Genomic DNA, 24906 nt, shown 5'->3' with positions numbered 1-24906 from the left:
GTTGCACCACTCTCATTCCAAAAGGATTAAGGAGAGTGACAATGAGTGAGACAATTAATACCTACAACCCTGCTACAGGTGAAAAAATCGATCATTATCATTTGATGTCAGCTGAAGACGCAGAGCAAGCCGTAACGCGTTCGCAAGAAGCGTATTTGAACTGGCGTCGTACATCATTTGAAACCCGTGCAGACTTGTTAAACAACCTTGCTGACTTAATGGAAGAGCGAATTGATGATTTAGCCAGCCTAATGACAAGGGAAATGGGTAAAGTAACGGCTCAAGGTAAGCAAGAAGTGCAGCTGTGTGCGGAAATATGTCGCTACACTGCCGAGCACGGTGCATCTATTTTAGAAGATGAACATCGTATTTTTGAGGGTGGTCGCGCCATTATCACTTATCAGCCAATCGGCGTGATTCTAGGTATTCAGCCTTGGAACTTCCCGCTTTATCAAGTTATTCGTTATAGCGTTTCAAATATTATGGCAGGCAACACGACTGTACTTAAGCACGCTAAAAACGTATTCGGTATGGCGCAGGCTATCCAACAAATGTATGAAGATGCAGGATTCCCGAAAAATGTATACCAGTCGCTGTTAATAGATGGCAGTACGGCAAGCGATTTGATTAAACATAAGCATGTTCGCGGCGTAACCTTTACTGGTAGTGATGAAGTAGGTAAACAAGTAGCGAAAGAAGCAGCAAGCTTATCGAAAAAAACGGTAATGGAACTTGGCAGCAACGACGCCTTTGTCGTACTTGAAGATGCGGATATCGATAACGCGGTAGAAATGTGTATTCAAGGTCGAGTAATAAATAATGGCGAAACTTGCGTAGCAGCCAAGCGTTTTGTTGTAGTTGATAGCGTGTATGATGAATTTAGAGATAAATTTGTTGCGCAGTGTAAGAAGTTGAAAGTGGGTGACCCTACTGACGAAAACACAGATTTAGGCCCAATGGCGCGCGAAGACCTACGTGACGAATTACATGAACAGGTAAAAAAATCACTGGAAGCCGGTGCTACACTGACCCTAGGTGGAGAAGTACCAGATTCAAACGGTTATTTTTATCCTGTAACTATTCTTGAAGATGTATCGCCTGGTATGCCTGCTTATGATGATGAACTATTTGGCCCAGTAGCGTCTTTGATTAGAGCTCGAGATGACAAGCAGGCGATGGAAGTAGCGAATGATTCGCGCTATGGATTGGGCGGCGGTATTTTCAGTACCGACACTGATAAAGCCATTGCGCTTGCGAAAGATGAGTTTGATACAGGTATGGTAAATATTAACGGTTATTCGTTAGCACAGCCTAATCTACCGTTTGGTGGAGTCAAAGATAGCGGCTATGGTCGTGAACACGGTGGTTATGGCATGCGAGAATTCGTTAACATCAAAACCATTATGGTAGCGGAAAATACTGCAGACTAATCACCAGCAAGCTACTTAGCGTTAAAAGGCGGGCAATTGCCCGCCTTTTTTGTGTCTAAAATGCAAAGGCTAGCCCCCTCATTTTTGCAGTTATCATTAAGCGCGTCTTTCATCATACATTTCTGGGCGATGCTTGGTGTAATCGGCTCATCTTTTTACCCTTTATGGCAATTCAGGCAATTGTTCTGATCTTGCTGAATTAATTTCATTACTGTGACGGTCCTTTCGTAAAACAATTGTGTATAAAGAATTGGGCGTCAAAACAAGGAGAATGTGATGAAGGCTCTAACTAGACAAAAAGAGACATTGAGTGTTGGTTTGAATAATCGACCGGTTATTCGCCGTTTCGCGTTACGTACTTTTTTAACTGCGGTCGTGCTCTCCCTTCCACTTCCATCTGTTGCCCACGCAAACTCTGCTTCGCATGAAGAGCGTAACAATGCCAATAATACGACGAGCGCTGAGGTATCCCCGCGTTTGTGTAAAGACGTATCGCTTCAAGTATTAGGCTCTGGCGGCCCCGAACTCGATGACGGCCGAAGCTCTAGCGCTTATCTTATTTGGATAGACGAAAAGGCGCGGGTTTTGATTGATGCGGGAAGCGGAAGTAGCGTGCAGTTTGGTGCTTCTGGCGCTCAATTTGAAACGCTGAATGCCATCTTGCTTTCTCATTTACATACTGATCATGCGGCGGATTTGCCTAGCTTTATCAAAGGGGGGTACTTCACAGACCGAAATACCGATTTATTAGTAATAGGGCCTGATGGAAACGACGTTATGCCATCAACCGAGGATTACATCGACTCATTATTGGGAAAAGAAGGCGCCTTTAGCTATCTATCTTCTTACACCGTTAAAGGGCAAGACGACTACGCTATTTTGCCAAAATCTGTCAATAATGCGTTTCTTGAGACGCCTTTCGACCACAAGATTGATAATGAGGCTAGTATTGAAGCCATTGCGGTAAATCATGGTCCCATTCCAGCGCTTGCTTGGAAAGTAAATGCAAAAGGCTGTGAGCTCGTGTTTTCGGGAGACACTAACGATGAAGAGGGCCACCTTGCAAAGTTTGCGAAAAACGCTGACCTGCTTGTGCTGCATAACGCAATTGACGATTCTGCTCCTCAAGCAGCAAAAAATCTTCACATGACGCCTACTCAACTCATAGACATTGCAAAGCGCTCTGAAGCTAAGCGAATAGTATTGTCGCACTTTATGCAACGAAGTGAACCTGGTATCGATGCACTCACTGAGGCGATGACGGTCATTGCCCCCGGTCGTGTGTATGCGGCTCAGGATTTAATGAATATTACGCTTGACGAGTGAGGGCTACAAAGGTAACTCGCGGGCGTTACCCCTCGCTAGGAAACTTGCCACTGCCTTCTGAGTGGGCAATTATCTATGCGGATTGGTATAAGGCTAATACTGTCGCGACAAATAAAAATGCAGAGCATGCGGCTCTGCATTTTTTATTTGATTCTGTTGCTAATATGTTACTGCGGGGCAAAAGGCAGCGGAATAGGTGTCCCGTTTACGCTGGCTTCTCCATTTTTTAACGTTATTTTAGTTTCATAACCACTCTCAGTTTCTTTTATTAAACCCTGTTGCGCAAATGTACTCAACATCATGGGTGTTTGCTGGTCTACCGCAGCTTGAAGTTCTTCTTCTGTCATGTTCTGCGCCTGTGGCGTGGCTAAAAGCTGGCCCATCATGTAGCCAGATGCCATGCTCTCTGCAAAGGCTTTGTCGGCAGTAATTTGTGCGTCTGCTAGCAAATGGGTTACCCAGTAAGCTACATCTTCCATGGTGCCTGGCAGCGCATCAATGCCAACTAACTTCGTACTAGCATGAGCATTAAATGACCCTTCTGGTAATGTTGCTTTCAGTTTTGTTATGTTTAATTCAGGCTCAGCTTTAAGTTGGGGGAGTAAGTTTGCTTCGACAAACTCCATCATTTTGGCTGGTACTTCTTCAGCAGGCAAAAGCAATGAGGTATTGCTGAATTCTTGATAGGCTTTGATGAAATCTATGTCTAGATTATTGATAGCAACACCAAGCACCATATCGGTGGCCTCAATCTCAGGGCCAACGACTTTATCAATCCCATACTCCACATACACATCAGCAGTATTTTCATCTTCGTTTACATTGGTATCTGTAATAAGTGCGATGTTGTCTAACTGAACTTTTGTGCCTGGTTCTATACCAGTGATTTCCATGCTTTCAATAAGCGCTTTTACTTTGGACTCAAACAGGTCGCCTTTTAACGCTTCTACAATACTGCCGTGATAGCTTACGTCCATTGATAGATTAGACAATGTCATTGAAACATCATCAGCATTAATGCTAAGTGATTCACCAAAAGAGGTATATACCGTCTCACTACCTTCGGGCTCGGCTTCGCCTTTGTAACCCGAGAATAGCAGGGTGAAACCCTCTTCTTCACTGGTTGCGCTAAGGGCAGGAATAACATCTGCGTAGTGCAAGCCACCGAATAAGCCCACTACCCCGTCATTTTGATAAATTGGTTTTTGACCGTCCCACTGTACGTACTCTCTTAGTTCATCGCCATCAACAGAGGCGGAGTATTGGATGCGGCCTAGACCAACGCCGTCGCCAAAATAGACTGGTCCGTGATGTGCAACAAGCGTTGCAACAACACTGGGGTTTTCTTCAAAAGCCATTTCACTAGGCGCAGCATTCTGCGCATTTATCAATGCTTGAAAATCAACGGCGAGCTTTATTTCAGCGGTGGTAGAAAACCAGCCCTTTTTATAAGACAGAACGTTGGCAGAATACATTGCCTGCTGATTTATTTCGTCGATAGCTAACATGACGTTGTCTTGTACGCTATTTCCAATGAAATAAGGGGCAACGCCGAGCGCAACTAATGTGGCGCCGACGCCGGCTAGAAGAGGTTTGTTCATTTTACAATCCTTTGTTGAGTGTGTGTTCCAGTTGGCCCTGATAGGTCGATACCAAGACGTATACGTTGCTGTAGTTACTATCACTATTGAGCGGGGGGAAGCTGTATAGCAATGTAGCCGTTGTTGTTAGGTGCGCCAAATAAACGGGATGCCTGCTGTACCTCATCAGGTAAGCTTTCATCTGGTTTAAATTTACCACTAACACGAATATTCTTCATGCTGGTGGGAATAATGGCATCCATAGACAAATTAAGTAGATTAGGCTCGCTCACCGTTATACCAATATGCTCGCCCTCGCAGCGCAGTTTCGCAGAGTAGGTGCCAAAATCAATAGGCCCTTGGGTTCCCGCTACTGTCGCATTTAGCCAGTCTCCAGAGCCGCTTAACGACCGACACGTGGGACCGAACGTTAAATCGTCCAGCGTTACTTTAAAGCGTCCACCAGCGTTTACTGGTAACGGCAAGCGAACTTGAGCAATCACCCTGTCTACTGGTAGATAAAGAGTGAAATTCTCGGTGCTTACCGTATTCTGGCTTAACAGGCCTGTTGTAACAGGCCCTTCAAACGCTACCTCGTTTTTATCGCGAATGTTTCCCGCTTTGAGATCTAATTTAATTTTCCCCACCAACATGTGCAGAGGGCTTAGTTCCCATCTAACGTTATAAATTGCTAAGCCATTGGCTACCACAGTTTGCGCTTTGCCTGAAAACAGAGTGCCGGTTACGCCACTAATTTCAATATTACTCGGCAACGATACGCGGCCTATTACCTGAGTAGCAGGCATGTAGGCTACAGCAAACAATAAGAAGGCGATAACGCCGCCTATAATCCAACTAACTTTCGACTTCATGCTTTACCTAACTGTAGTCGGCGAATTTTGATATAGCCTGGCGCATCGGCCTCGGCAATATCGGCTTGAAGGATAACCACTCCCATGTTTTCCATGGCCTTAAGCCAATCTAGAACACTGTTGAATGGGGCTTGATCGACCCATACTTGCAGCTCGTCGCCCTGTGGCTGCATACGTGAAATGGCAATGTCGTGCTGTGCAGTAGTGCGGTTTACCGCTTGTGGTAATGAACCAGAAAAGGCGCGCTTACCGCCACTTACGCGGCGCAACTGCTGTGCTCTTGCCGCACTGTCTTTTACCCAAACCAATAAGGATTGCTGGTTATCAAGCAGTTGCTTTTGCTTGTCTAATGCGGCGTTAAGCGGAGACCAAATTACAAAATAAAATAGCGCTATCACAATCATAACCGCTGAAATTAACACAAGCTTCTGCTCGCGTTCAGTCAGCGCTTTATACTTTTCTAAAAGTGCGTTCATAAGGTACTCCTTACCGACACAGTTCCGACAACACCATCGTCTCGATTGTTTATAGCACCTTGTTCAACTACAAACCCCGCGTTTTCTGCGGTACGTTTAAATTGTTCTAGCGCTTCAAAGTTTTTACCTTGAGCCTGAATGCGAATTTCAGTGCGCGCCGCGTCGAACCTCAGTGTTTGCGGCTTCACATTAGTGGCTGAAAACGCAGGCGCTAGCTGATCGAGCATAACGAGCATTGAGGCATCGCCGCCACCTTGTTCTAACTTAGCTAATTCACTTTGAAGCTTTAACTTCACGTTGCGATAGGTACCAATATTGGGGAACCCTGCTTTTACCGCCGCATTGATTTCGCTGCTTAGCGCCTGATTTTGCGCTTTAAGATGGTAGAGAGAAACGCCTTTGTCAATCAGGCTGGTACATAAGGCCAGCACAGCAAGAACGGCCGCCACTCGCCACTGACTTAATACTCCGCTGCGCTTGCGTTTAATCTTGTACTCGCCTTGGCACAGGTTAAAGCTACTTTGCATTGCTTCTTTAGCCAAAACCTGCATAGGTAGTTCTAGCGGCGCTTGTGCTTCTTCAATATTTGGCAAGCTGCTCAAATCTATGCCGGCGTAATTAGTAATTACCACAGGACTGTCTTGCTGAGCGGTAAAGTGGATAAGCGTTGGCAATAACCATGCTTGTTCGCCCTGCACACCTTTAAAGGTATCTTGGCGTACTAAAAGTTGTTCCCCAAGAGTTAATACTGACCATCCGTCTTGCGTCACTGGAACGGCAAGGACGTCAGGAATAATGGTGTCGCAAAATAGACCTGCTTCGCTTAGCCATGATTGCCACATTTGCATTTTTTCATGACTGACCACCGCTACCGCTTGCCTGTCGACTCGCCTTGGGCCAATGGCAAAAAACTGTTGGCTTATGTCGGTTGCAAGCTCGTCTTCAAGCATAAACGGAATAGCAGAAATGATTTTACGGCCCGCTTTCGGCGGAAGCTCAACCCACTTGAGCAAGATGTCGCTACTAGGCGCTAATGCAATAACGCCTCGCTGGCCAGCGCGTTCAGTGAGCGTAGATAGGTCTTCTGCATTGGGAAGTTCGCCAGAAGCAATGATTTCATCTTCTGTTTTCGAATAAACGAGCCAGCTTATCGGGTCGGTGTGGTTGGCGCCTAAACGCACCAGTAATTGTTCCATTAATAGGTTCCCCCAAACTCGCGGTTCACTACACGTACGCCACTATCGGCGCTGGCGTGAAACACGGTGGAAAGCTTAAAGGTTGCTTTGTTGTACTGTGTTTTTGTGTGCAACATAAAATATTCGGTTTTAACTGAAAACCATGCTTGTCGAGTACTTGTCAAATTAAGCGCTTGAATAGAAGGCTCGCTTAAAAAAGCATTGGTATCGTCCCATCCGTTTTGCGGGCGGCTGCTTATCAAACTGGCGGCTTGTTGCATATCTAGCCCCGTCAATCCTGCTAATAATGGCGCATCTTCTTCTTCTAACGTATTGACGTTAATTTTCAACTCATTGTAATCCGGTATAACGCAAACCAAAGGTAACACTTCATCGAGCCATTCTGGCGATGCACCGTTAATAATACGCAATTCACTTTTCGATGCCAGCGGCCCGTTAGCGGCAAGATAAGGAAACTCTCTGGACTCGTATTCACTATCTTCAGCACCGTAAGGTCGCATACTGTCATCCTCATCTACCCAGTCGGCCAAACTGTCTCGAAGTGTATCTGCTGTAAAGTTATCTAGCCCATCTACGCTAAGCGATAGCAGCATAGTGTGGAAGGCTTCCATAGCTTCGGTGGTGTTACTGGAGCCGTTACTATTTGTGTTTCCTGACGCGCTACCAGAAACAATAGCGTTAAGATTGAAGCACGCCTGCAAATCTTCTAAGTTAGCGGTGAGGCCACCGTTTTCCAACGGATATGTAAATTCTTGCGCCCAGGGTTGGTCAATGGAAATAACCTCTTCACTTTCCTTCATTAACGACTGAATAGATTTTCGTGCAAAAGCTTCTGCGCCCATGGCGTACCAATAGGCTTGGTTATTATCTTTTAGGTTCATTGTGCGCTGAACCTGAAGTTGTAAGCGTGTGCCCATTTCAGTAGCGAGTACTGCCACTAGTGCAACGATCATAAGCACAATCATCAGCGCCACGCCTTTCTGCTTACTTGGCGGCGAGCGAAAAGCACTAACAACCGCTTTGCGGTTGACACTTTTAGGCATGGGATGGCGGAATGAAGCCATGTGAATCTTCTTCATGACGCTCCCCCTGTGGTCAAGGTGAATTCTCTGCGAATTTTTCCGAAGTCTTTACTGACAAACTCTATTGCCACGGCGCGAGGAAGCGCGGTTCCTTTATAACTTTCATTCCAAGAAAGGTCTTCATCTTCGTCTAAGGATTCGTTACTAGATGTAGCAAGAAACTCTATCTTAAGACTTTCTATGTCCTCTAACAGTACGCGTACCTTCGGCTCATAGCCAATGACGTTATCAACATAGTTGCTGTATAACCGTTCTAGCCTGTTTTCATTAAGGCGGTAGGCAACATATTGAAGCGTACTTCGTGGCAGCATAAGCTGAGGGTTGTGCCAGCCTCCCCGCACGAAGCCGACGCCGTCATCGTCACTATTATCAACCTCGCCACCGGCCATCACAACATCTTGCTTTTCACCGTTCACCCGAGCTGCTCGAGGTACGGCTTGCTGCAGATCTCGCTCAATTGTGATCATCGCGCGCTGCAATAGTTGAAGCTTTGCAAAGCGCTCTTCTGAAATATCGTTACTGTCAATAACCGTAGTGAGCAAACCGGTAGACGCAAGGCCAATGAGCGTGAAAATGGCCATGGCGATCAATATTTCTATAAGCGTAAAGCCGCGCTGCATACTAATTGTCCGCCGTTGGCTTAGCCACAAATGTGGTGACGGAAGTGACCGAGCTACCGTAGCTTTCGTCTTCACCTACAGAAACAGTAACGGCCCGTAAGTCGTTATCATTTGTTTTGGCTACCGTTTGTTGCCAATACCAAGTACGGTCGGCCATTTCCATGGTGCCTTTTAAATTGTTTTTGGGTGGCCATGTAGTATCTAGCTGAAGCTGATTCAGGCGGTTACTCGCCACCCAGTTGGCAAACGTGACAGCTTCAATTTGACCTACGCTCGAGAGATGCTCTCCTGCCGCTTTGAGTACTGCCGTACCTGTGAGCGCGAAAATAAGCAGGGCCACCATGACTTCAAGTAGGGTTAATCCGCGTTGGTGACGAAGTGCACTAGACACGTTTGAAGTGGGCGCGTTCATAGTGGGCGCTCCGCCGGTCCTTCAAGTACCAAAGGTGGTAGATCTTGGTTTTGCACGCTGTAATAGACAGGGTCGTCGCCGTCATCGCCTTCATAATTAAACGATAAGGTAAATGGCGTGATTTCGCCGCTCGACATGATAAGTATTTGCGGGGGAGGTAGCTTTTTCTCTTCTTCCTTACCTATCTCAACGCCCTCGTTAGCAACACTTAAATTTTCGTCAAAGATGTCTCTGTCAAATAGCCGGTCTTCAACATCCCAAGGTAGGTCGTCTAAATTTAATGTGAAAGTAAATGGTTCGGGCAAAGTATAGGGCTCATAGGTTTTTTCACCCTCGATACGCTGCCATTCATCATCGTCATCCAAGTAAACAAAGTAATACTGGTTTTTATCAGCTTCGAAGCGCACGCCAAGCTGCTGCTGATTCAGCACGGCAAAGTCGCTAGCCATATCGACGATAACTTGCAGACGCTGTGCTTGGCTTTTTAATAAATCAGCCTTGCTTGCGCCGAAGGCGTTGAACATAACGTACCCGGCTGCCAAGCCCATAAGCAGCAGTACAAGCATGACTTCCAATAGGGTAAAGCCTGCGTCATTAAACGATGTACTGCTGCGGTAGCGCATAAAGGCTAGTTCAGGTATTCGTTAATGTTCCAGTTACCGATGTCATCATCAGTACCTGGTTCACCGTCTGGACCGTTTGAGAAAATATCAACTACGCCTAGCTCTCCTGGGCTGATAAGCGCGTATGGATTGCCCCACGGATCTTCAGGCAGGCGCTTAATAAAACCACCTTCAGGGTAGTTACGAGGAATAGGATCAATCGTAGGCGCGGTAACTAGCGCATCTAAACCTTGTTCGGTGGTTGGGAAGCGATTGTTACGCAGCTTGTACATCTCAAGTGCGCTTTCCATTTGTTGAATATCGACAGCAGCCTTTTTAAGCTGCGCTTCTTCTTGGTTACCTAAAATCTGAGGCGCTACCATAGAGGCCATAATACCGATGATCAGAAGTACGACCATGACTTCAATCAAACTGAAACCAGAACTGCGATTAAGTGTTTTCATTAAATATTCACCATGTTGTTCAATGCTAAAATTGGCTGCAATATTGCCATAACGATAAACAGAACAATGCCTGCCATCGATACGATAAGTAAGGGTTCAAATACCTTAAGTGAGACACCAATAAGCGCTTCAAATTCCCTATCTTGATTATCTGCGGCTCGAGCTAGCATTTGCTGAAGCTCGCCCGACTTTTCACCTGATGCAATCATATGCATCATCATGGGTGGAAACATTTTTGTATTGTCCAGCGCTGCACGTAAGCTGCTACCTTCTTTCACGTTAATGGCTGCGTCGGCCACTTGGTTCTTAATATGTTGATTTTCAAGCACATCGCCAGAGATTCGCATCGCTTCAAGCAAAGGAACAGCGCTGGCGCTCAATATACTCAAGGTGCGAGCAAATCGTGCTGTGTTCAAGCCTCTCGATACTCGGCCTATCAACGGCAGCGTTAATAGCGCTTTGTGATAGCGCAGTTTCATAAGCTTTTGCTGCAATACGCGCTGAATGATAACGATAAGCACGCCTATGCCGATTAGCATAAATAAGCCGTAGTTCTGAAGCCATGTGCTTACAGATATGAGAAACTGGGTGATGCCCGGCAGGTCTTGCCCCATGTGGTCGAATTGACCCACAATTTTAGGCACAACCACGGTTAACAGCAGTATCACGATCCCCATCGCAAAAAACAGCATTAACAACGGGTAAACCATCGCCTGTGTTATTTGGCTACGGGTTTGCTGTCTACGTTCGGTATAGTCGGCTAAACGATTAAGTACTGTATCAAGGTGGCCTGACTTTTCACCTGCAGCTACCATTGCGCGGTAAAGCTCGTCGAATACACTTGGAAACTGACCTAATGCATCGGCAAGCCCGTGACCTTCGACGACTTTACTGCGCACCGCCATCATCATGTTTTTCTGACGAGGCTTTTCGCATTGTTCTGCTACCGCTAGCAGCGCCTCTTCGACAGGAAGAGCCGATTCTACAAGGGTAGCCATTTGCCGAGTAAGTAGCGCTAAATCGGAAGCTGAAATACGAGGTTTAAACAGAGAAAATGAAAGCCCTTTGCCTTCGCTTTGTGTGCGCTCGGCAACTTGCTCGACTTCTAAAGGGATTAAACCCTTTTCGCGCAGCTGTTGACGCACCTGACGGGCATTATCACCTTCAAGTACGCCGTTTGTATTTTTACCGCGGGCATTAACCGCCTTATAAGCGAAGGCCGCCATTTAGTCTTCCCTCGTAACTCGAAGCACTTCTTCAAGTGAGGTAACACCCAAAAGAACTTTGCGGCAGCCGTCTTCACGAATGCTTGGTGTGGACGTTCGGATGTAGCGTTCAATGGCTTGTTCACCGACACCTTCGTGCATCATTTCACGCACTTTCTCGTCTACTAACAATAGCTCGTGGATACCAGTACGACCGCGATAGCCGGTTTGATTACAGGCGGCGCAGCCGTGAGGCTTGTAAATCGTTGTGCTGCTGGTGGCCTCTTGTCCCAAAACTTCTTGTTCTGAGGCATCCGGTGTATGAGGCTTCTTACATTCCGGACACAAAGTTCGCACCAAGCGCTGTGACAATACCGCTAATAAACTTGAAGACAACAAGAAAGGCTCAATGCCCATATCTTCTAGACGCGTTATGGCGCCGGCAGCGGTATTGGTATGCAGAGTAGAAAGTACCAAGTGACCGGTTAAACTGGCTTGAACGGCGATTTGTGCTGTTTCGATATCTCGGATCTCACCGACCATTACCACGTCTGGGTCTTGGCGCAAAATAGCGCGAAGGCCGCGGGCAAACGTCATATCAACGCGCGGATTGACTTGGGTTTGGCCAATGCCTGGGAGGTCGAATTCAATCGGATCTTCAACGGTTAGAATATTTCTGTCTCGCGAGTTTATTTCAGAAAGCCCAGCGTACAAGGTAGTACTTTTACCTGAACCTGTGGGCCCGGTAACCAAAATAATGCCATGAGGCTTGCGAATAAGGGTGGAAAAGTGATTGCGATTTTGCAGCGTCATGCCCAAATCTTCTAGATTCAGGCGGGCATTATTTTTATCCAGAAGACGCAGTACGACACGCTCGCCATGACTCGATGGCATGGTAGAAACACGCACATCTACTGCTCGCCCAGCAATACGCAGCGTTATACGACCATCTTGCGGAACCCGTTTTTCAGCAATGTCTAACTTCGCCATTACTTTAATGCGCGATACCAACATGGAAGAAAGCTTGCGGTTAGGGCGCAGAATTTCTCGCAATACACCGTCTACACGAAAGCGAACCACAAGCTGGTTTTCAAAGGTTTCAATGTGGATGTCTGACGCACCTTCTTTAATCGCTTCACCAAGCATGGCATTAATAAGCTTGATAATTGGGGCGTCATCTTCACTATCTAACAGGTCTTCAGTGTCTGGGAGGTCTTCAGCTAACGCAAACAAGTCGCTTTCGTTACCAAGATCTTCCATAAGCTGTTTCGCCGCTGAACTGTCACGTTGAAACGCGCTAGTCAGAAGGCTTTCAAATTCATCAGCGGGTATGGTTTTTGGCACAAAAGGCTCGCCGTAGAAACGGCGAACTTCTGCAAACACATCAAAAGGTGTGTTTTCGGTAAAGTAGAGCACAGCAGGGGTTTCATTGGTTTCAAGTAACACCTGGTTGCGCTTGGCAAAACTAAATGAAAGCTGCCTAGGGCCAGCCTCAGCTTCAGGTAAACCCGCGTCTTCACCCATGGCTTCCAAGGCTTCTTCTTGCGCCTCTAATGCTTGAGTAAGTTGTTCGTCCTGCCCAGCCATTCTACTCGTTACCTTCTTTTAGCTTCTCTTTTTCAGTGAGGTACTCTTCAAACGACGGCGGTAGAGAAAGTTCGTCATCCCATTGAGGCATACTTGGTGTTTCGGCTGACGGCATCAAAGATACACCATCCTGCTGACGCTTAAGTTGAAGCGCACGGATATAGTTGTACTTGCGATGACTAATGGCATTCATGGTCGCACCATCTCGAACAATTGTGGGCTTTAAGAAGACCATTAGGTTGCGCTTGCGCTTACTTGTTGATGTGCTCTTAAACAGGTGACCAAGAATAGGAATATCACCAAGCAGCGGTACTTTAGATACGCTTTCCTGAACGTCTTCATCTATAAGGCCGCCAAGAACGATAGTACCGCCGTCATCGACAATTACTGTGGTTTTGATTTCACGCTTGTTAATTGAGATATCTACCGAGGTTGCACCGCTCACGCTCGACACTTCTTGTTCGATAAGAAGCTGTACTGCATCGCCTTCATTAATTTGCGGCGTCACCTTCAGTTTGATACCCACTTCTTGACGATCAACCGTTTGGAACGGGTTCGAGTTATTCGCACCGGTTGTTGTGCCCGTGATAATAGGTACTTCCTGACCTACGATGAAAAACGCTTCTTCGTTGTCCATGGTGGTTAGGTGTGGCGTGGCAAGAATATTAGAGTTGGTATCCGTGCTTACCGCTTGAACCACTGCGCCCCAGCCGTTTTCAATAACGCCAGCTATCATGCCGTTAGCGCCACCAAGCAAGCTGGCAAGCGCGGTAAAATCACCTTCAATTGTGTCTGTGGTCTCTACTACTTCGCCGTTGGCTGTGATATTCGTTTGCGTGGTTTCTCGGTCTTCGGCTTGACGTAGTGCAACCGCCAACGACCCAACACCTATAACGCCGTTATTAAATTGTGTGCCGCCACCCTCTTCTGAGACCCACTGTACACCTAAGGTTGCGCCGTCGCCTTCAAAGACTTCAACAATAATGGCTTCAACCTGCACCTGCGCGCGACGAATATCAAGCTGTCGTACCACTTCTTCCAACGAGCGCATCATATCGGGCTCTGCAGTGATAACGATAGCGTTCGAATCTTCATGTGCATCAATACTAATTTCGCGATTTGAGCCCGCACGGCGGTTTGTGCTGGTACTGCCTTGCTCTTCTGCCTGAATACTGGCTGAAACGCCCTGTAAGACTTTAACTAAGTCTTCCGCTTTTGCGTAATTTAAAAACATAACGCGAGTGTTGCCATTAGACTCAAGTTCTTGGTCCATGCGCTGAATAAGGTTAATAAGACGCTGACGTGCTTTAACATCGCCACTTACAATGACAGAGTTTGTTCTGTCGTCTGCAACCGCGCGCGGCTCAGACTTACCACCTGTATTTGCTTTGCCCTGAGACTTGTTGATGCTGTCGATAATGCGCACCATTTCTGATGCAGAAGCATAACGCAGCTTTACAATTTCAACTTCTTCGTCACCAGCGCGGTCTACACGTTCAATGATCTCTACCAAGCGGTTAACCACCGCAGCGCGGCCTGTCAGCATCATCACGTTTGATGGGTCGTGGCTTACCACGTTACCGCCGCCCGCTTGATCATTCAACTGCCGTAAAATTGGAGCAAGTTCACGTACCGGTACGTTATATACAGGAACTACGCGGGTAATAAACTCATCACCGTCTTGCTCTGCACCTTCCACAACCGGAATGTTTGAGGTTTTCGCGTCTTTAGAACGCACAACTTTTAAAATACCGCTTGGCATTTCTACAACGGCGAAATCGTAAACTTGGAGTACGTTAAGGAAAAATTGGTAATACTGATCTTCATTGAGCATGTCATAGCTGCGTACGCTTATTTTTCCACGTACGTTAGGGTCGACAATAATGGTGCGCTCAAGATTTTTACCAACAATATTAATAAACTCATTGATATCGGTATCTTTGAAATTAGGCATGTACTCAGCGGCCGTCACCGAGAAACACAGAAGCGCTGTACACATGGCTGTGCCTAAGCGAGATAATAGTTTATGGCTAGTGCGCCTTTTCATTCTAACTTCCTTCATTTCCTAACCTGTCGATGGCTTAATGGCTTCGTAATAGTCAGTGCATGCCTAATCTAATAAGGACGAGTCGTTACCGTTTTAGTTGTTGTTACGCCTCGGGTAAATCTAGATATAGCGTGGTTAAGCTGCCATCTCGAATAATCGTTAATTCTATATTTTGTGCATTGCGTAGCTCAGACAGTGCCTCTTGCGATTGTTGCAAGTCGGTAAGGTCTAGCCCATTAATTTGGGTAATAACATCGCCTGCCTGAAGGCCCGCTGACTTAAATAACTCAGGCTCTTTTCCGGGGCTTACCTGATAACCGATAAGCTGGCCTTCTTCCGTTTTCGGCGATATTGAAATGAAATCAGTGAAGCTTGCAGGGCGCTCTCTAAGTGCAGCAGTTGCCTCTAGCGCCTCGTCACTCAACTCAACCTCTGCATCTTCGTCGTCTTCTGGCGCTGGTCGGTTTCTTGCCTGCGCTTCACGGCGTCGGTTTGCTTCTTCATAATCAATGCCGTCAAGCATCAAGGTTTCGTTTCTCGCCCCGTTTTTGATGATTACGCGGTCGTTATACACTTTTTGGAGCGTGGCATTAGTGCCCTCAATTTTTTCGCCCAGCCCATAAACAGCTTGGCTGCCGCGGTTTTCTATAATAGCGGTACCCGCTTCTTGCTCTGAGCTTGCGACCACACCAGTAAGGGTTAAGTTTAGTCGTGTTTCTGGCGCGTCGGTTACTTCGGCAACCGGTTCGGCAGGTTTAGCCGCCGCGTTACCAAATAAGTTTAGCTGTTGTATTTTGGTAATATTGACCCCACCTTTGCCAGATGACGAAGAAATCACCGGAGCTCGGCTTGCTGTGGGTGTCGCAGATAATTGAGGTTCGGGTATAATTTGCCACACGAGTTTGGCAGCAAAAGCAATTAAATACAGGCTAAGCAGAACCACTACTATTGTATGTAGCTGTTTTTGGTGCTGGTTTAGATAAACAACCAGAGAATGTGGATTGGGTTTATTGAATGTCATGCTGCCACTGATGGTACTGCTTTATTATAATATAGTGAATTTTTGGTTAACCGTGCTTTAGCAAACCCATAATAGCCTAGTAAAGGTGAGGGTCACAACACTAAAGCTACACCATTACGAAATTATTACATGAGCCAATTGGAAAGTAACAATACAACACAAAATGTCAGGCTGGACAAGTGGCTATGGGCTGCAAGGTTCTTTAAAACCCGTGCGGTAGCCAGAGACATGGTGCAGTCGGGAAAGGTCCAGTACAACGGGCAACGAGCCAAACCTGGTAAGCATGTAGAGCTTGGCGCCACGATTAAAGTTCCCGCCGGATGGGATATTCGTGAAATTAAGGTGCTAGGCTTAAGTGATAAGCGCTTGAGCGCGCCTCTTGCACAAACACTTTTTGAAGAAACTGACGAAAGTGTAACAAAACGTGAAGAAAACCAAGCTGCCCGTAAAATGAATGCATTTCACAGTCCTAAACCAGATCATAGGCCTGACAAAAAGCAGCGACGACAGATTATTAAATTCAAGCAGCAATAATGCGCTGCTCAACAGGATTATTTATGAGCGATTTCGATCAATTACACCGCTTCTTATTTACGCAAGCTAACGTTCGTGGCGAGTTAGTGCGCCTTGACGAGAGCTTAAAGCAAATTGTGCACAGCTATGAGTACCCTGTCCAAATTCAAACTTTGCTAAGTGAAATGGCAGCGGCAACATCATTGTTAACGGCAACCCTAAAGTTCAAAGGTGAAATTTCACTGCAAATTCAAAGCAAGGGGCCTGTGAGCTATGCGGTGTTAAACGCTACTCATGAACAAACGCTTCGCGGCGTAGCACGTTGGGATGAAACGTTGGAAAGTTTGCCTGAAACCTTTTCAGAACTTTTGTCGCAGGCAGTACTAGTTATTACCATTACACCAGATGAAGGCGAACGCTATCAGGGTGTTGTAGCGCTAGACAAGCCTTCTCTTGCTGAATGTATTGAAGGCTATTTTGCTCAGTCTGAGCAACTCGCGACCAGCGTTCACCTTATGACGGATATGAGCGACCCTAAAAACGCAAAAGCGTCAGGCGTGCTTCTTCAGGTACTGCCTACCGATGCTAGCGCTACCGATGTGTCGCAAGCGAATGAGTTTGCTCATATCTCTAAACTTACTCAAACACTCACAAAAGAAGAGATGTTTTCTTTATCAGTTGAAGACATTTTATATCGTCTTTACCATCAGGAAGACGTGGAAGTGTATCCAGCAAAAGACGTTACGTTTGCGTGCTCGTGTTCAAAAGAGCGCAGCGCAGAGGCGCTCCGTCATGTGGAAAAGTCTGAGCTTCACGCAATTATCGCTGAAGAAGGGGCGATAAAAATGAATTGTCAGTACTGCCATACTGAATACAGTTTTGACAGTATCGACGTTGAAGCCATTCATAGCGGTAATTTTGATGTGTCATCATCTAACCAGTAAACCTTAACTGTTTAAGCGGTGGCAAAAAGAACACGCCAGAAGCACCTAATTCACTAGGTGCTTTTTTATTTCACTTTAGAATTTCTTCGCAAACCTAATTTACAAGATAAGAGGCGAAACAATACTTAACTCATGGTTAAAAATTAACCAGCGGTAATGGTTCCCCTTATCGTCTCTCAATGTCATTTCATAGGATTTCAAATATTTGAAAGTTTTTAAAAATACTTTCTTCGTTTTTTATTTCTTTTTATTTTGAAATTCATCGATCAATCACGTGCTCTTAACCACAAATATCGCATATATACCGAAGGAAAACGCTTTTCCTGTAATTAATTTACAATATTTGTGAAAATGGCATGCCGAATATAGTGATTATACTTTTTAAAAATGCGCGTTAGGCCTTGTTTACATTACAATCGAAGAGGTGATACTTTTTTGAAAGTGCTTTTGAAAAATTACATATAGGGTAACAGCCATGACCGCAGCAGCCTCAATTCAAACGGAACTGAAAGTAACGCCACTCACTGATCTGCCTAACGCAGAACTTATCGAACGCGCTGTATTGCGCGGCGAAGGTGTATTAGATAAAAACGGCGCCCTTGTCGTCGAAACCGGCAAACGTACTGGTCGCTCTCCAAACGATCGTTTTATCGTGAAAGAGCCAACGACCGAAAACGATATCGATTGGGGCAAGGTAAACAAGCCTTTTGATGCTGACAAGTTCGATGCGCTGTGGGACAGAGTAGAGGCTTATCTTTCTACCCAAGAACACTTTCTTTCACACCTTCAGGTGGGTTCAGACCCTGAGCACGCGTTATCTCTTGAAGTAAGAACGCAAACTGCTTGGCAGCACGTGTTTGCTCGTAATCTATTTATTATTCCAGAACAGTGGAACGTGAAAAGCGACCAGCCTTGGCAAATCTTAAACGTTCCTGGTTTCACTTGCGAACCAGAGCGTGACGGTACAAACAGCGACGGCACAGTTATCATTAATTTCGCTAAAAAGCGTGTATTGCTTGCGGGCATGCGTTACGCAGGTGAAATGAAAAAAGCCATGTTCTCAGTGCAAAACTTCCTGCTTCCAGCAAAAGATGTGCTACCTATGCACTGCTCTGCCAACGTGGGCGAAGAAGGCGATGTGACCTTGTTCTTTGGCCTTTCAGGCACAGGTAAAACTACGCTTTCAGCCGATCCTAAGCGTTTCTTGATTGGTGATGACGAGCACGGCTGGGCACCAGGTAGCGTATTTAATATCGAAGGCGGTTGTTACGCTAAATGTATCGATCTTTCTCAAAAGAACGAGCCAGTAATTTGGAATGCCATTAAGTTTGGTACCATCCTAGAAAACGTAGTGCTTGATGAAACACGCACGCCAGATTATACCGACACGTCGCTAACTCAAAACTCACGTGCGGCCTACCCGCTTTCTCATATCGAAAAGCGCGTTGCTGAAAACCGTGGCGGCGAACCTCGCTCAGTGGTATTTCTAACATGTGACGTAAGTGGCGTATTGCCTCCTGTTTCTGTACTTACTGAAGAAGCTGCGGCGTATCACTTCCTAAGTGGTTACACAGCGAAAGTAGGCTCTACTGAAATTGGTTCTACTAGCGATATCGAATCAACCTTCTCAACCTGTTTTGGTGCGCCTTTCTTCCCGCGTCCAGCAGGCGTATATGCAGAACTTCTGATTAAGCGCGTGAAAGCGTTTGGTGCAAAGGTTTACTTAGTTAATACCGGTTGGACTGGTGGCCCTTACGGCACAGGTAACCGTTTTGATATCCCTACTACGCGCGCCATCATTGATGCCATTGTATCGGGTAACTTGGCCGATGTTGAAACCCAGCACATTGACGCGTTAAACCTAGATGTGCCAGTGGCAATAGACGGTGTAGACAGCAATTTGCTTGTGCCTCAAAACACGTGGGCAGACAAAGAGAAGTACAACGAATACGCCGCTAACTTAGTTAACGACTTTAAACAGAACTTTGAAAAATACGACGTTAGCGACGCTATCGTTAAAGCCGGGCCGGGTAACTAATACTCGGTCCGCCCCTTCCCAACGTTCATCACACTCAACGTGATTGATGTTTTGCCCGCACCCTGTTGCGGGCTTTTTTTGTATTGTTGTTAACAAATTTAACATTATGAATACGTATGTTTATTTAAGTTGAGCAATGCACTAGCTATCATTCACCGTACACAAGTAGGCTTTAATTAAGCGCGCTTCGTTAATTAAGCGCGGTTCGCTAATTAGGTGCGCTTCGCTATGAAGCATAAAGAAGGTTTTGAGCATGATAGACAGGAAACAGCGTATAGCACTTGCATGTGCTGGTTTGGCATTTTTCTCGGTAAATACGGTAGCCGAAGTTCAAACAGCGACACTCGAAAAAGCAACGCTAAATATTGATACGGATACCAATGACTTCACGATAAGCGCGTTGCACGATAGTGGCTTTCAAGTAACGTATCTTACTGATGATAATGGCACTCCTTACGCAAATCTACCGTCTATGGCGCTTCCCGAGCCCGCGTTGACTGATGTTACAAACAAAAAAGCTAATGATGTAGAGCTAGTTGAAACTGCGACGACCCTAATCTTAAAACTCAATAATATTGCAGCGCATGTTGATAAGGCGACGCACGCTATCAGCTATTCTATTAACGGCAAAATTGTCGCGAAAGAGCAAGGTGGACTAAGTATTTCCAGTAACGGCGTTAGCCTGTCGTTTGCGCTAGATGAAAACGAAAAGCTCTATGGCGGTGGGCAGCGTGTGTTGGGTATGGATCGTCGTGGTAACACTATGCCGCTTTATAACAAGGCCCATTATGGTTACACCACCTCATCGAATCAGATGTATTTTGGCTTATCCGCGGTGATGTCTTCTAAACACTACAGCGTGCTTTTTGATAACACTGCCTCCGGTCAGCTTGATATAGGCAGCAGCACACCTGATGAACTTTTATTTAGTGCACAGGGTGGTCGTGCCAGCTACATCATGGTATTAGGTGAAAGCTTAGCTGACACTGTGCAATCTACTGTTGCGGTAACGGGCAAACAGCCTCTACCTCCGCGCTGGCTGCTGGGTAACTTCGCGTCTCGTTTCGGTTATAAATCGCAAGATGAAGTCATAAGCGTAGTCGATGCCTTTAATACGCAAGATATTCCCGTTGACGCTGTAGTGCTGGATTTATACTGGTTTGGTAAAGACATTCAGGGCCATATGGGTAACTTGAATTGGGACAGTGAGACGTTTCCCGAGCCAGAGAAAATGATTAGTGAACTTCGCAATCAAGACGTAAAAACCGTGCTTATAACAGAGCCGTTTATTCTGACAACGTCAAAGCAATGGGAAAGCGCCGTTGCCAATAATGCTCTTGCTCAAAACGACAATGGTACGCCTTATACCTTCGACTTTTACTTTGGCAATACCGGCCTTGTTGATGTGTTCAATGAAGCGGGCCAAGACTGGTTTTGGCAATATTATGAAAAGCTAGCCGCACAGGGCGTTGCTGGCTGGTGGGGCGACTTGGGTGAGCCTGAGGTTCACCCTGATGATATTCAGCACACCTGGAGCAACGCAGGTCTAGGTAATAAGACGGTGAGCGGTGCTGAAGTACATAACGGTTATGGTCATCAGTGGGCGAAAACCGTGTATAAAAATTTAACCGAGCTTCAACCTGATACACGCCCGTTTGTTCTCATGCGTTCAGGATTTTTGGGCAGTCAACGATACGGTATGGTGCCGTGGACGGGCGATGTAAGTCGAAGCTGGGGCGGGCTAAAGCCTCAGGTAGAGTTGGCACTTCAAATGAGTGTTTTTGGAATGGCCTATACCCATTCCGATTTAGGCGGGTTTGCTGGAGGTGAAATTTTTGATGCCGAGCTTTATACAAGATGGCTTCAGTTCGGTACTTTTTCACCGGTATTTAGGCCTCATGCTCAAGATAATATTGCGCCAGAGCCGATTTTCCATGCTGACCCAGTAAAGTCGATTGCGCGTAAGTTTATCCAGCTTCGCTACGACATGCTGCCGTATAACTATTCACTGGCCTTTGAAAATGCGCTTTACGGTACGCCTTTAATGCGTCCATTAGCCATGAAGTACGGTGAAAGCGATTGGTTTGAAAATACAGAGAGTTATTTGTGGGGTGATGCACTGTTAGTTTCGCCTGTTACTAGCCCAAACCAAGTTGCGTGGTCAACAGCCCTTCCCGAAGGCGTGTGGTTCGACTTTTTCTCTGACACGCGCTACCAAGGAGAGCAAACCGTTGATTACCCATTAACCCAAGATAACTTTCCTGTGTGGGTAAAAGCGGGCAGCTTAATGCCAATGACTAAAGGGCTTAGCCGCACAGAGCAGTTTGATACACGTAAAATAGAAATGCATTACTGGCATGACAATTCAGTAAATTCATCTTCATATACTTATTACGAGGATGATGGCAAAAATCCAGCGTCTGTTGAAAAAGGCTTGTACACAAAGCTACATGTTCGTTCGTCTGTAGATGAAAACGCTGCTTTAACCCTAACGCTTGATAGCGAGGGCAGCTATATTGGTATGCCCAAACAACGAAATATCACCTACGTAATACATGGTTTGAGGGATAAACCACAAAGCGTTTCAATTGATGGTAACAGTGTACCGGTAACGTGGGATGATAAAGGGAAAACGCTTTCACTTGCATTTTCATGCGACTATCAGCAATCTGTAGAGGTACTGATCATGTGATAATAGAGGGTACTGACGAGGTTATATAAAAAGTCAGTTTCCCTAAGGGTTCACGTTGTGGTTAAGGGCGCACCTCTACGCTGTGCCCTTTCGTCTATATCCGATGTATTCGCACTGATATCAACCATGGAGCCTAAATGAGCCGACTTCCCGCCACTATTGTTATCTTTGCCGGTTTTTTCTTAATCGGTAAATTATTTTTGCTATGGGGAATTCTGCTACCTGATATAGCGGCCGACCTTCAAATGTCTGAGGTAGTCAGTGGTGCGCTTTTCTCCCTCTTCTCTGTGGGCATGATGTTAGGTGCGGTGATTGGCGGTAAATATGTCAGTCGCTTCGAGTACATGCCTCTTTTAGCCACCCTGTTCAGTATAAACACTGTGCTTCTGCTGATGGTGTCGGTTCTATCATCATGGCAATGGTTTTTAGTGCTTGCCGTACTTATTGGCGTGGTGAGTTCGACCATTTTTACCATTGGGCACACGCTTATAGCCCGAATGTATGCCGAAAAACGTTTCACTATGATGGGACTGATGGATTTCATGTTTAGCCTTGGAACCTTTGCTGCTTCATTTTTCGTAACGCTGTTATACCTGGTCGACCAAAACTGGCGACTTCCCATTCAGGTTCTAGCTGGAGTAATGGTGCTACTGGCTTGCTATACTTTTATAGCCGCCCGCTCACAGGCCAAGGTGCTTAAAGGCCAGCCTAAGGCCCCGAAAAAGACGTTGGCATTTGGCGTTATTATTAAACAGCCGGTTTTTATTTTTATGGCCCTGCTTTCTTTTGGTTATGGTGCAGTAGAGTTCGGTAATGCCAACTGGTTTGTTAGCTACGCACAAAATGGTTTAGGATTCACCGGTGAGCAATCACGTAACCTTCTGGCTTGCTTCACCGCAGGCATGGTATTAAGTCGCTTAACGTTCCCTTTTTTGCTTCGCTTTGTCTCTGTGCACCGCTTAATCGTATTCATGGCGACTGCCTCGTTAGCAGGGGTATTTGCTCTTAAGCTAATGCCTAGCATGTACGGCATTGGCGCGGGTAATCTTCTACTAGGGCTTGGCTTAGGCGGGCTGTTTCCTCTAATGCTATCTGCCGCTATGAATATCGACAGTGATAACGGCCCTGTACTGTCCGGGATTGCTATTATTGGCAACTCTACCGGCGTACAGGTAGCGTCATTTTCAACGGGGCTGTGGGCGAATTTTGTACCGCTCACCACGGCGTTCTGGGTTATTCCTATTGGTGGATGTTTGTTATGGCTAGCCTCGTATGGCTACAGCCGCAAAATTAAGTACCACGATAGGCCCGCTTAAAATCTATTATCATTAAATAAGCGAGTATTAAGCGCTCTACTTTTTGTCGGGCAGTTCAGCCAAATAGGGCAGATAGAACTCGGCAACCAAGCCTTGTTGAGGGTGATTTCTCAAGGTTACTTCCCCATCATGGGCTTCAACAATACGCCTAATGATAGCGAGACCTAAGCCAGAGCCAGAAGAATTTCTGGCTTTGTCACCTTGAGCGAAAGGCATGAAAAGCGATGTTAATTGATCATCTGGAATGCCCGGGCCGAAATCTCGAACCTTGCAATATACGCGTTTTTCATGGCGATTGTAAAAGCTGCTGATAGCGATATTGTCCGAGCCATACTTAAACGCATTTTCTATCAGGTTATCAATCACTCGCTTCATCGCAATGCGTTTTAGTGACAAGGGAGGAATGGCATTTAGTTTCAGTTCAATATGATGCTTATCATCTAGGTGCCTTGCTTGAACAAGCTCTGCGATAATGGCGTTTAAATCGGTTTCTTGAGTCGCTTCTTCGGTATCGTAACGCGCATAATCAATGAACTGATCGATAATAGCGTTCATGTCTTCTATGTCGTTCACAATACCGTCTTTTATCCAATCTTGGTCTTCGGGCAGCATTTCTGAGGCAAGGCGGATACGAGTGAGCGGCGTGCGCAAGTCGTGGGAAATACCTGCTGTCATGATATTTCTGTCATTCTCAAGCTGCTTAATGCCCTGATTCATTCGGTTGAAGGCGCGAGTCACTTGAATCATTTCAGTGCTGCCTTGTTCGCGAAGAGGGGCTGGATGCTCACCTTTACCCACAGAAATTGCCGCTTTTTGAAGTGCAGATAAAGGGCGAGTCATACGTCTTACAAACAACCATCCGCCTGCCACACTCAATATGCCAATAACCATAAGATACATAGTCAGTGGGGAGATATTCGCTTCGTTTAGCCCTGAAATGGGGATAGAAATCCAGGTGTCTGGATAACGGTTTAGCGATATCCAGACAATGTAGGGGGCATTTTCGTCGCTGGCTTGCCCTGTGGTGCTGATACGTACGTCCGCAAGTTGATTGAGCCGCTCGCTCACTTGCGACGAAATATAATTGTAGTAAACAGCGCTCTCTAAACCATTTCTTCTCGCTATGCTTTCATCGAACACTTGTACCTGCGTTTTTTCAAAATAGCGATCACGGGTTTCTTGGTTGGTCACTAGCAAGTCGTTAGCGAGTACGGACTTAACTTGCGTTGCCAGTAAGCTATTGATTTGCTGATAACTTGGCTGGATAAAATAATAGGTAACCGAGATGTAGGACACTATCTGGTTAATAAGCAGCAGCACGCCAATAAGCATGACGGTTTGGCCGAATGCACTTTTAGGAATTAAACGCATTACACACCGCCGCTTTGAGTCATGGGCCAGCGTTTGCAATGGCTATATGCACGCACGCAATCACACGTCATGAGTAAACATACTTTAAAAACAAATAGTCCAAGATAGTCGT

The 24906-nt window shown here is 46.1% G+C and carries 21 protein-coding genes; 7 read left to right on the top strand and 14 right to left on the bottom strand.

Features of this window, described 5'->3' with window-relative positions:
* The first annotated feature begins 41 nt into the window (after positions 1 to 41).
* Positions 42 to 1430 carry an NAD-dependent succinate-semialdehyde dehydrogenase gene (locus tag ACM0P2_RS19330; protein WP_105932485.1) on the top strand — a complete coding sequence of 463 codons (1389 nt, stop codon included), beginning with the start codon at positions 42 to 44 and terminating at the stop codon, positions 1428 to 1430.
* Positions 1431 to 1706: 276 nt separating this feature from the next.
* The gene (locus tag ACM0P2_RS19325; protein WP_173359238.1) at positions 1707 to 2756 is read left to right on the top strand and encodes an MBL fold metallo-hydrolase; all 1050 of its coding nucleotides are present in this window, start codon (positions 1707 to 1709) and stop codon (positions 2754 to 2756) included.
* Between the two features lie 167 nt (positions 2757 to 2923).
* Here ACM0P2_RS19325 and ACM0P2_RS19320 read toward each other — a convergent pair whose 3' ends face one another.
* From ACM0P2_RS19320 to gspC, 13 genes are all read right to left on the bottom strand, one after another.
* Entirely contained in the window at positions 2924 to 4357 is a 1434-nt protein-coding gene (locus tag ACM0P2_RS19320; protein ID WP_419227035.1) for a YdgA family protein, read from the bottom strand.
* An 83-nt stretch (positions 4358 to 4440) separates the two neighbouring features.
* Positions 4441 to 5208, bottom strand: coding sequence for a type II secretion system protein N (locus tag ACM0P2_RS19315; RefSeq protein WP_173359236.1), 768 nt, complete (start codon positions 5206 to 5208; stop codon positions 4441 to 4443).
* Positions 5205 to 5684 (bottom strand): type II secretion system protein GspM, encoded by a 480-nt coding sequence (gspM, locus tag ACM0P2_RS19310; protein WP_105932489.1) that lies wholly within the window; start codon positions 5682 to 5684, stop codon positions 5205 to 5207. The genes ACM0P2_RS19315 and gspM overlap by 4 nt, the downstream gene beginning before the upstream one ends.
* A complete protein-coding gene (gspL, locus tag ACM0P2_RS19305) occupies positions 5681 to 6880 on the bottom strand; it encodes a type II secretion system protein GspL (RefSeq protein ID WP_159118615.1) in 1200 nt (399 codons plus the stop codon). Before gspL ends, gspM begins: the two co-directional genes overlap by 4 nt.
* The gene (gene gspK / locus ACM0P2_RS19300; RefSeq protein WP_159118690.1) at positions 6880 to 7923 is read right to left on the bottom strand and encodes a type II secretion system minor pseudopilin GspK; all 1044 of its coding nucleotides are present in this window, start codon (positions 7921 to 7923) and stop codon (positions 6880 to 6882) included. Before gspK ends, gspL begins: the two co-directional genes overlap by 1 nt.
* A 32-nt stretch (positions 7924 to 7955) precedes the next feature.
* Positions 7956 to 8582, bottom strand: coding sequence for a type II secretion system minor pseudopilin GspJ (gspJ, locus tag ACM0P2_RS19295; RefSeq protein WP_159118614.1), 627 nt, complete (start codon positions 8580 to 8582; stop codon positions 7956 to 7958).
* 1 nt (position 8583) lies between these two features.
* Entirely contained in the window at positions 8584 to 8994 is a 411-nt protein-coding gene (gene gspI / locus ACM0P2_RS19290; protein ID WP_419227034.1) for a type II secretion system minor pseudopilin GspI, read from the bottom strand.
* Positions 8991 to 9617, bottom strand: a complete 627-nt coding sequence (gene gspH / locus ACM0P2_RS19285) for a type II secretion system minor pseudopilin GspH (RefSeq protein ID WP_173359235.1) — start codon at positions 9615 to 9617, stop codon at positions 8991 to 8993. Before gspH ends, gspI begins: the two co-directional genes overlap by 4 nt.
* Before the next feature lie 5 nt (positions 9618 to 9622).
* A complete protein-coding gene (gene gspG, locus ACM0P2_RS19280) occupies positions 9623 to 10060 on the bottom strand; it encodes a type II secretion system major pseudopilin GspG (protein WP_012520130.1) in 438 nt (145 codons plus the stop codon).
* Complete coding sequence (gene gspF / locus ACM0P2_RS19275) at positions 10060 to 11286, bottom strand: type II secretion system inner membrane protein GspF (RefSeq protein WP_159118612.1); 1227 nt, start codon at positions 11284 to 11286, stop codon at positions 10060 to 10062. Before gspF ends, gspG begins: the two co-directional genes overlap by 1 nt.
* Positions 11287 to 12852 carry a type II secretion system ATPase GspE gene (gspE, locus tag ACM0P2_RS19270; RefSeq protein ID WP_419227033.1) on the bottom strand — a complete coding sequence of 522 codons (1566 nt, stop codon included), beginning with the start codon at positions 12850 to 12852 and terminating at the stop codon, positions 11287 to 11289. It abuts the gene before it with no gap.
* Position 12853: 1 nt separating this feature from the next.
* Positions 12854 to 14899: a type II secretion system secretin GspD gene (gene gspD / locus ACM0P2_RS19265; RefSeq protein WP_159118610.1), complete on the bottom strand. Its 2046-nt coding sequence runs from the start codon at positions 14897 to 14899 to the stop codon at positions 12854 to 12856.
* Positions 14900 to 15002: 103 nt separating this feature from the next.
* Positions 15003 to 15920: a type II secretion system protein GspC gene (gene gspC / locus ACM0P2_RS19260; RefSeq protein ID WP_419227032.1), complete on the bottom strand. Its 918-nt coding sequence runs from the start codon at positions 15918 to 15920 to the stop codon at positions 15003 to 15005.
* A gap of 129 nt (positions 15921 to 16049) precedes the next feature.
* Here gspC and hslR point away from each other — a divergent pair, with 129 nt between their 5' ends.
* The 5 genes from hslR to ACM0P2_RS19235 all read left to right on the top strand — a co-directional run bounded on the left by hslR (position 16050) and on the right by ACM0P2_RS19235 (position 23423).
* Positions 16050 to 16454 carry a ribosome-associated heat shock protein Hsp15 gene (gene hslR, locus ACM0P2_RS19255; protein WP_105932498.1) on the top strand — a complete coding sequence of 135 codons (405 nt, stop codon included), beginning with the start codon at positions 16050 to 16052 and terminating at the stop codon, positions 16452 to 16454.
* A gap of 23 nt (positions 16455 to 16477) precedes the next feature.
* Positions 16478 to 17377, top strand: a complete 900-nt coding sequence (gene hslO, locus ACM0P2_RS19250; RefSeq protein WP_105932499.1) for an Hsp33 family molecular chaperone HslO — start codon at positions 16478 to 16480, stop codon at positions 17375 to 17377.
* A gap of 475 nt (positions 17378 to 17852) precedes the next feature.
* Positions 17853 to 19415, top strand: a complete 1563-nt coding sequence (locus tag ACM0P2_RS19245) for a phosphoenolpyruvate carboxykinase (RefSeq protein ID WP_419227031.1) — start codon at positions 17853 to 17855, stop codon at positions 19413 to 19415.
* A 253-nt stretch (positions 19416 to 19668) separates the two neighbouring features.
* Complete coding sequence (locus tag ACM0P2_RS19240; protein WP_419227030.1) at positions 19669 to 22107, top strand: TIM-barrel domain-containing protein; 2439 nt, start codon at positions 19669 to 19671, stop codon at positions 22105 to 22107.
* Positions 22108 to 22244: 137 nt separating this feature from the next.
* The gene (locus tag ACM0P2_RS19235) at positions 22245 to 23423 is read left to right on the top strand and encodes an MFS transporter (protein WP_159118605.1); all 1179 of its coding nucleotides are present in this window, start codon (positions 22245 to 22247) and stop codon (positions 23421 to 23423) included.
* A gap of 36 nt (positions 23424 to 23459) precedes the next feature.
* Here the strand turns inward: ACM0P2_RS19235 and envZ are convergent, their stop codons facing one another.
* Positions 23460 to 24794, bottom strand: a complete 1335-nt coding sequence (gene envZ / locus ACM0P2_RS19230; protein WP_159118604.1) for a two-component system sensor histidine kinase EnvZ — start codon at positions 24792 to 24794, stop codon at positions 23460 to 23462.
* Between the last annotated feature and the right edge of the window lie 112 nt (positions 24795 to 24906).

Source organism: Alteromonas sp. OM2203, assembly GCF_048517045.1.
GTDB lineage: Bacteria > Pseudomonadota > Gammaproteobacteria > Enterobacterales > Alteromonadaceae > Alteromonas > Alteromonas gracilis.
Note: the sequence above shows the minus strand (reverse complement) of the source record. Positions and strands in the feature narration are given on the sequence as shown.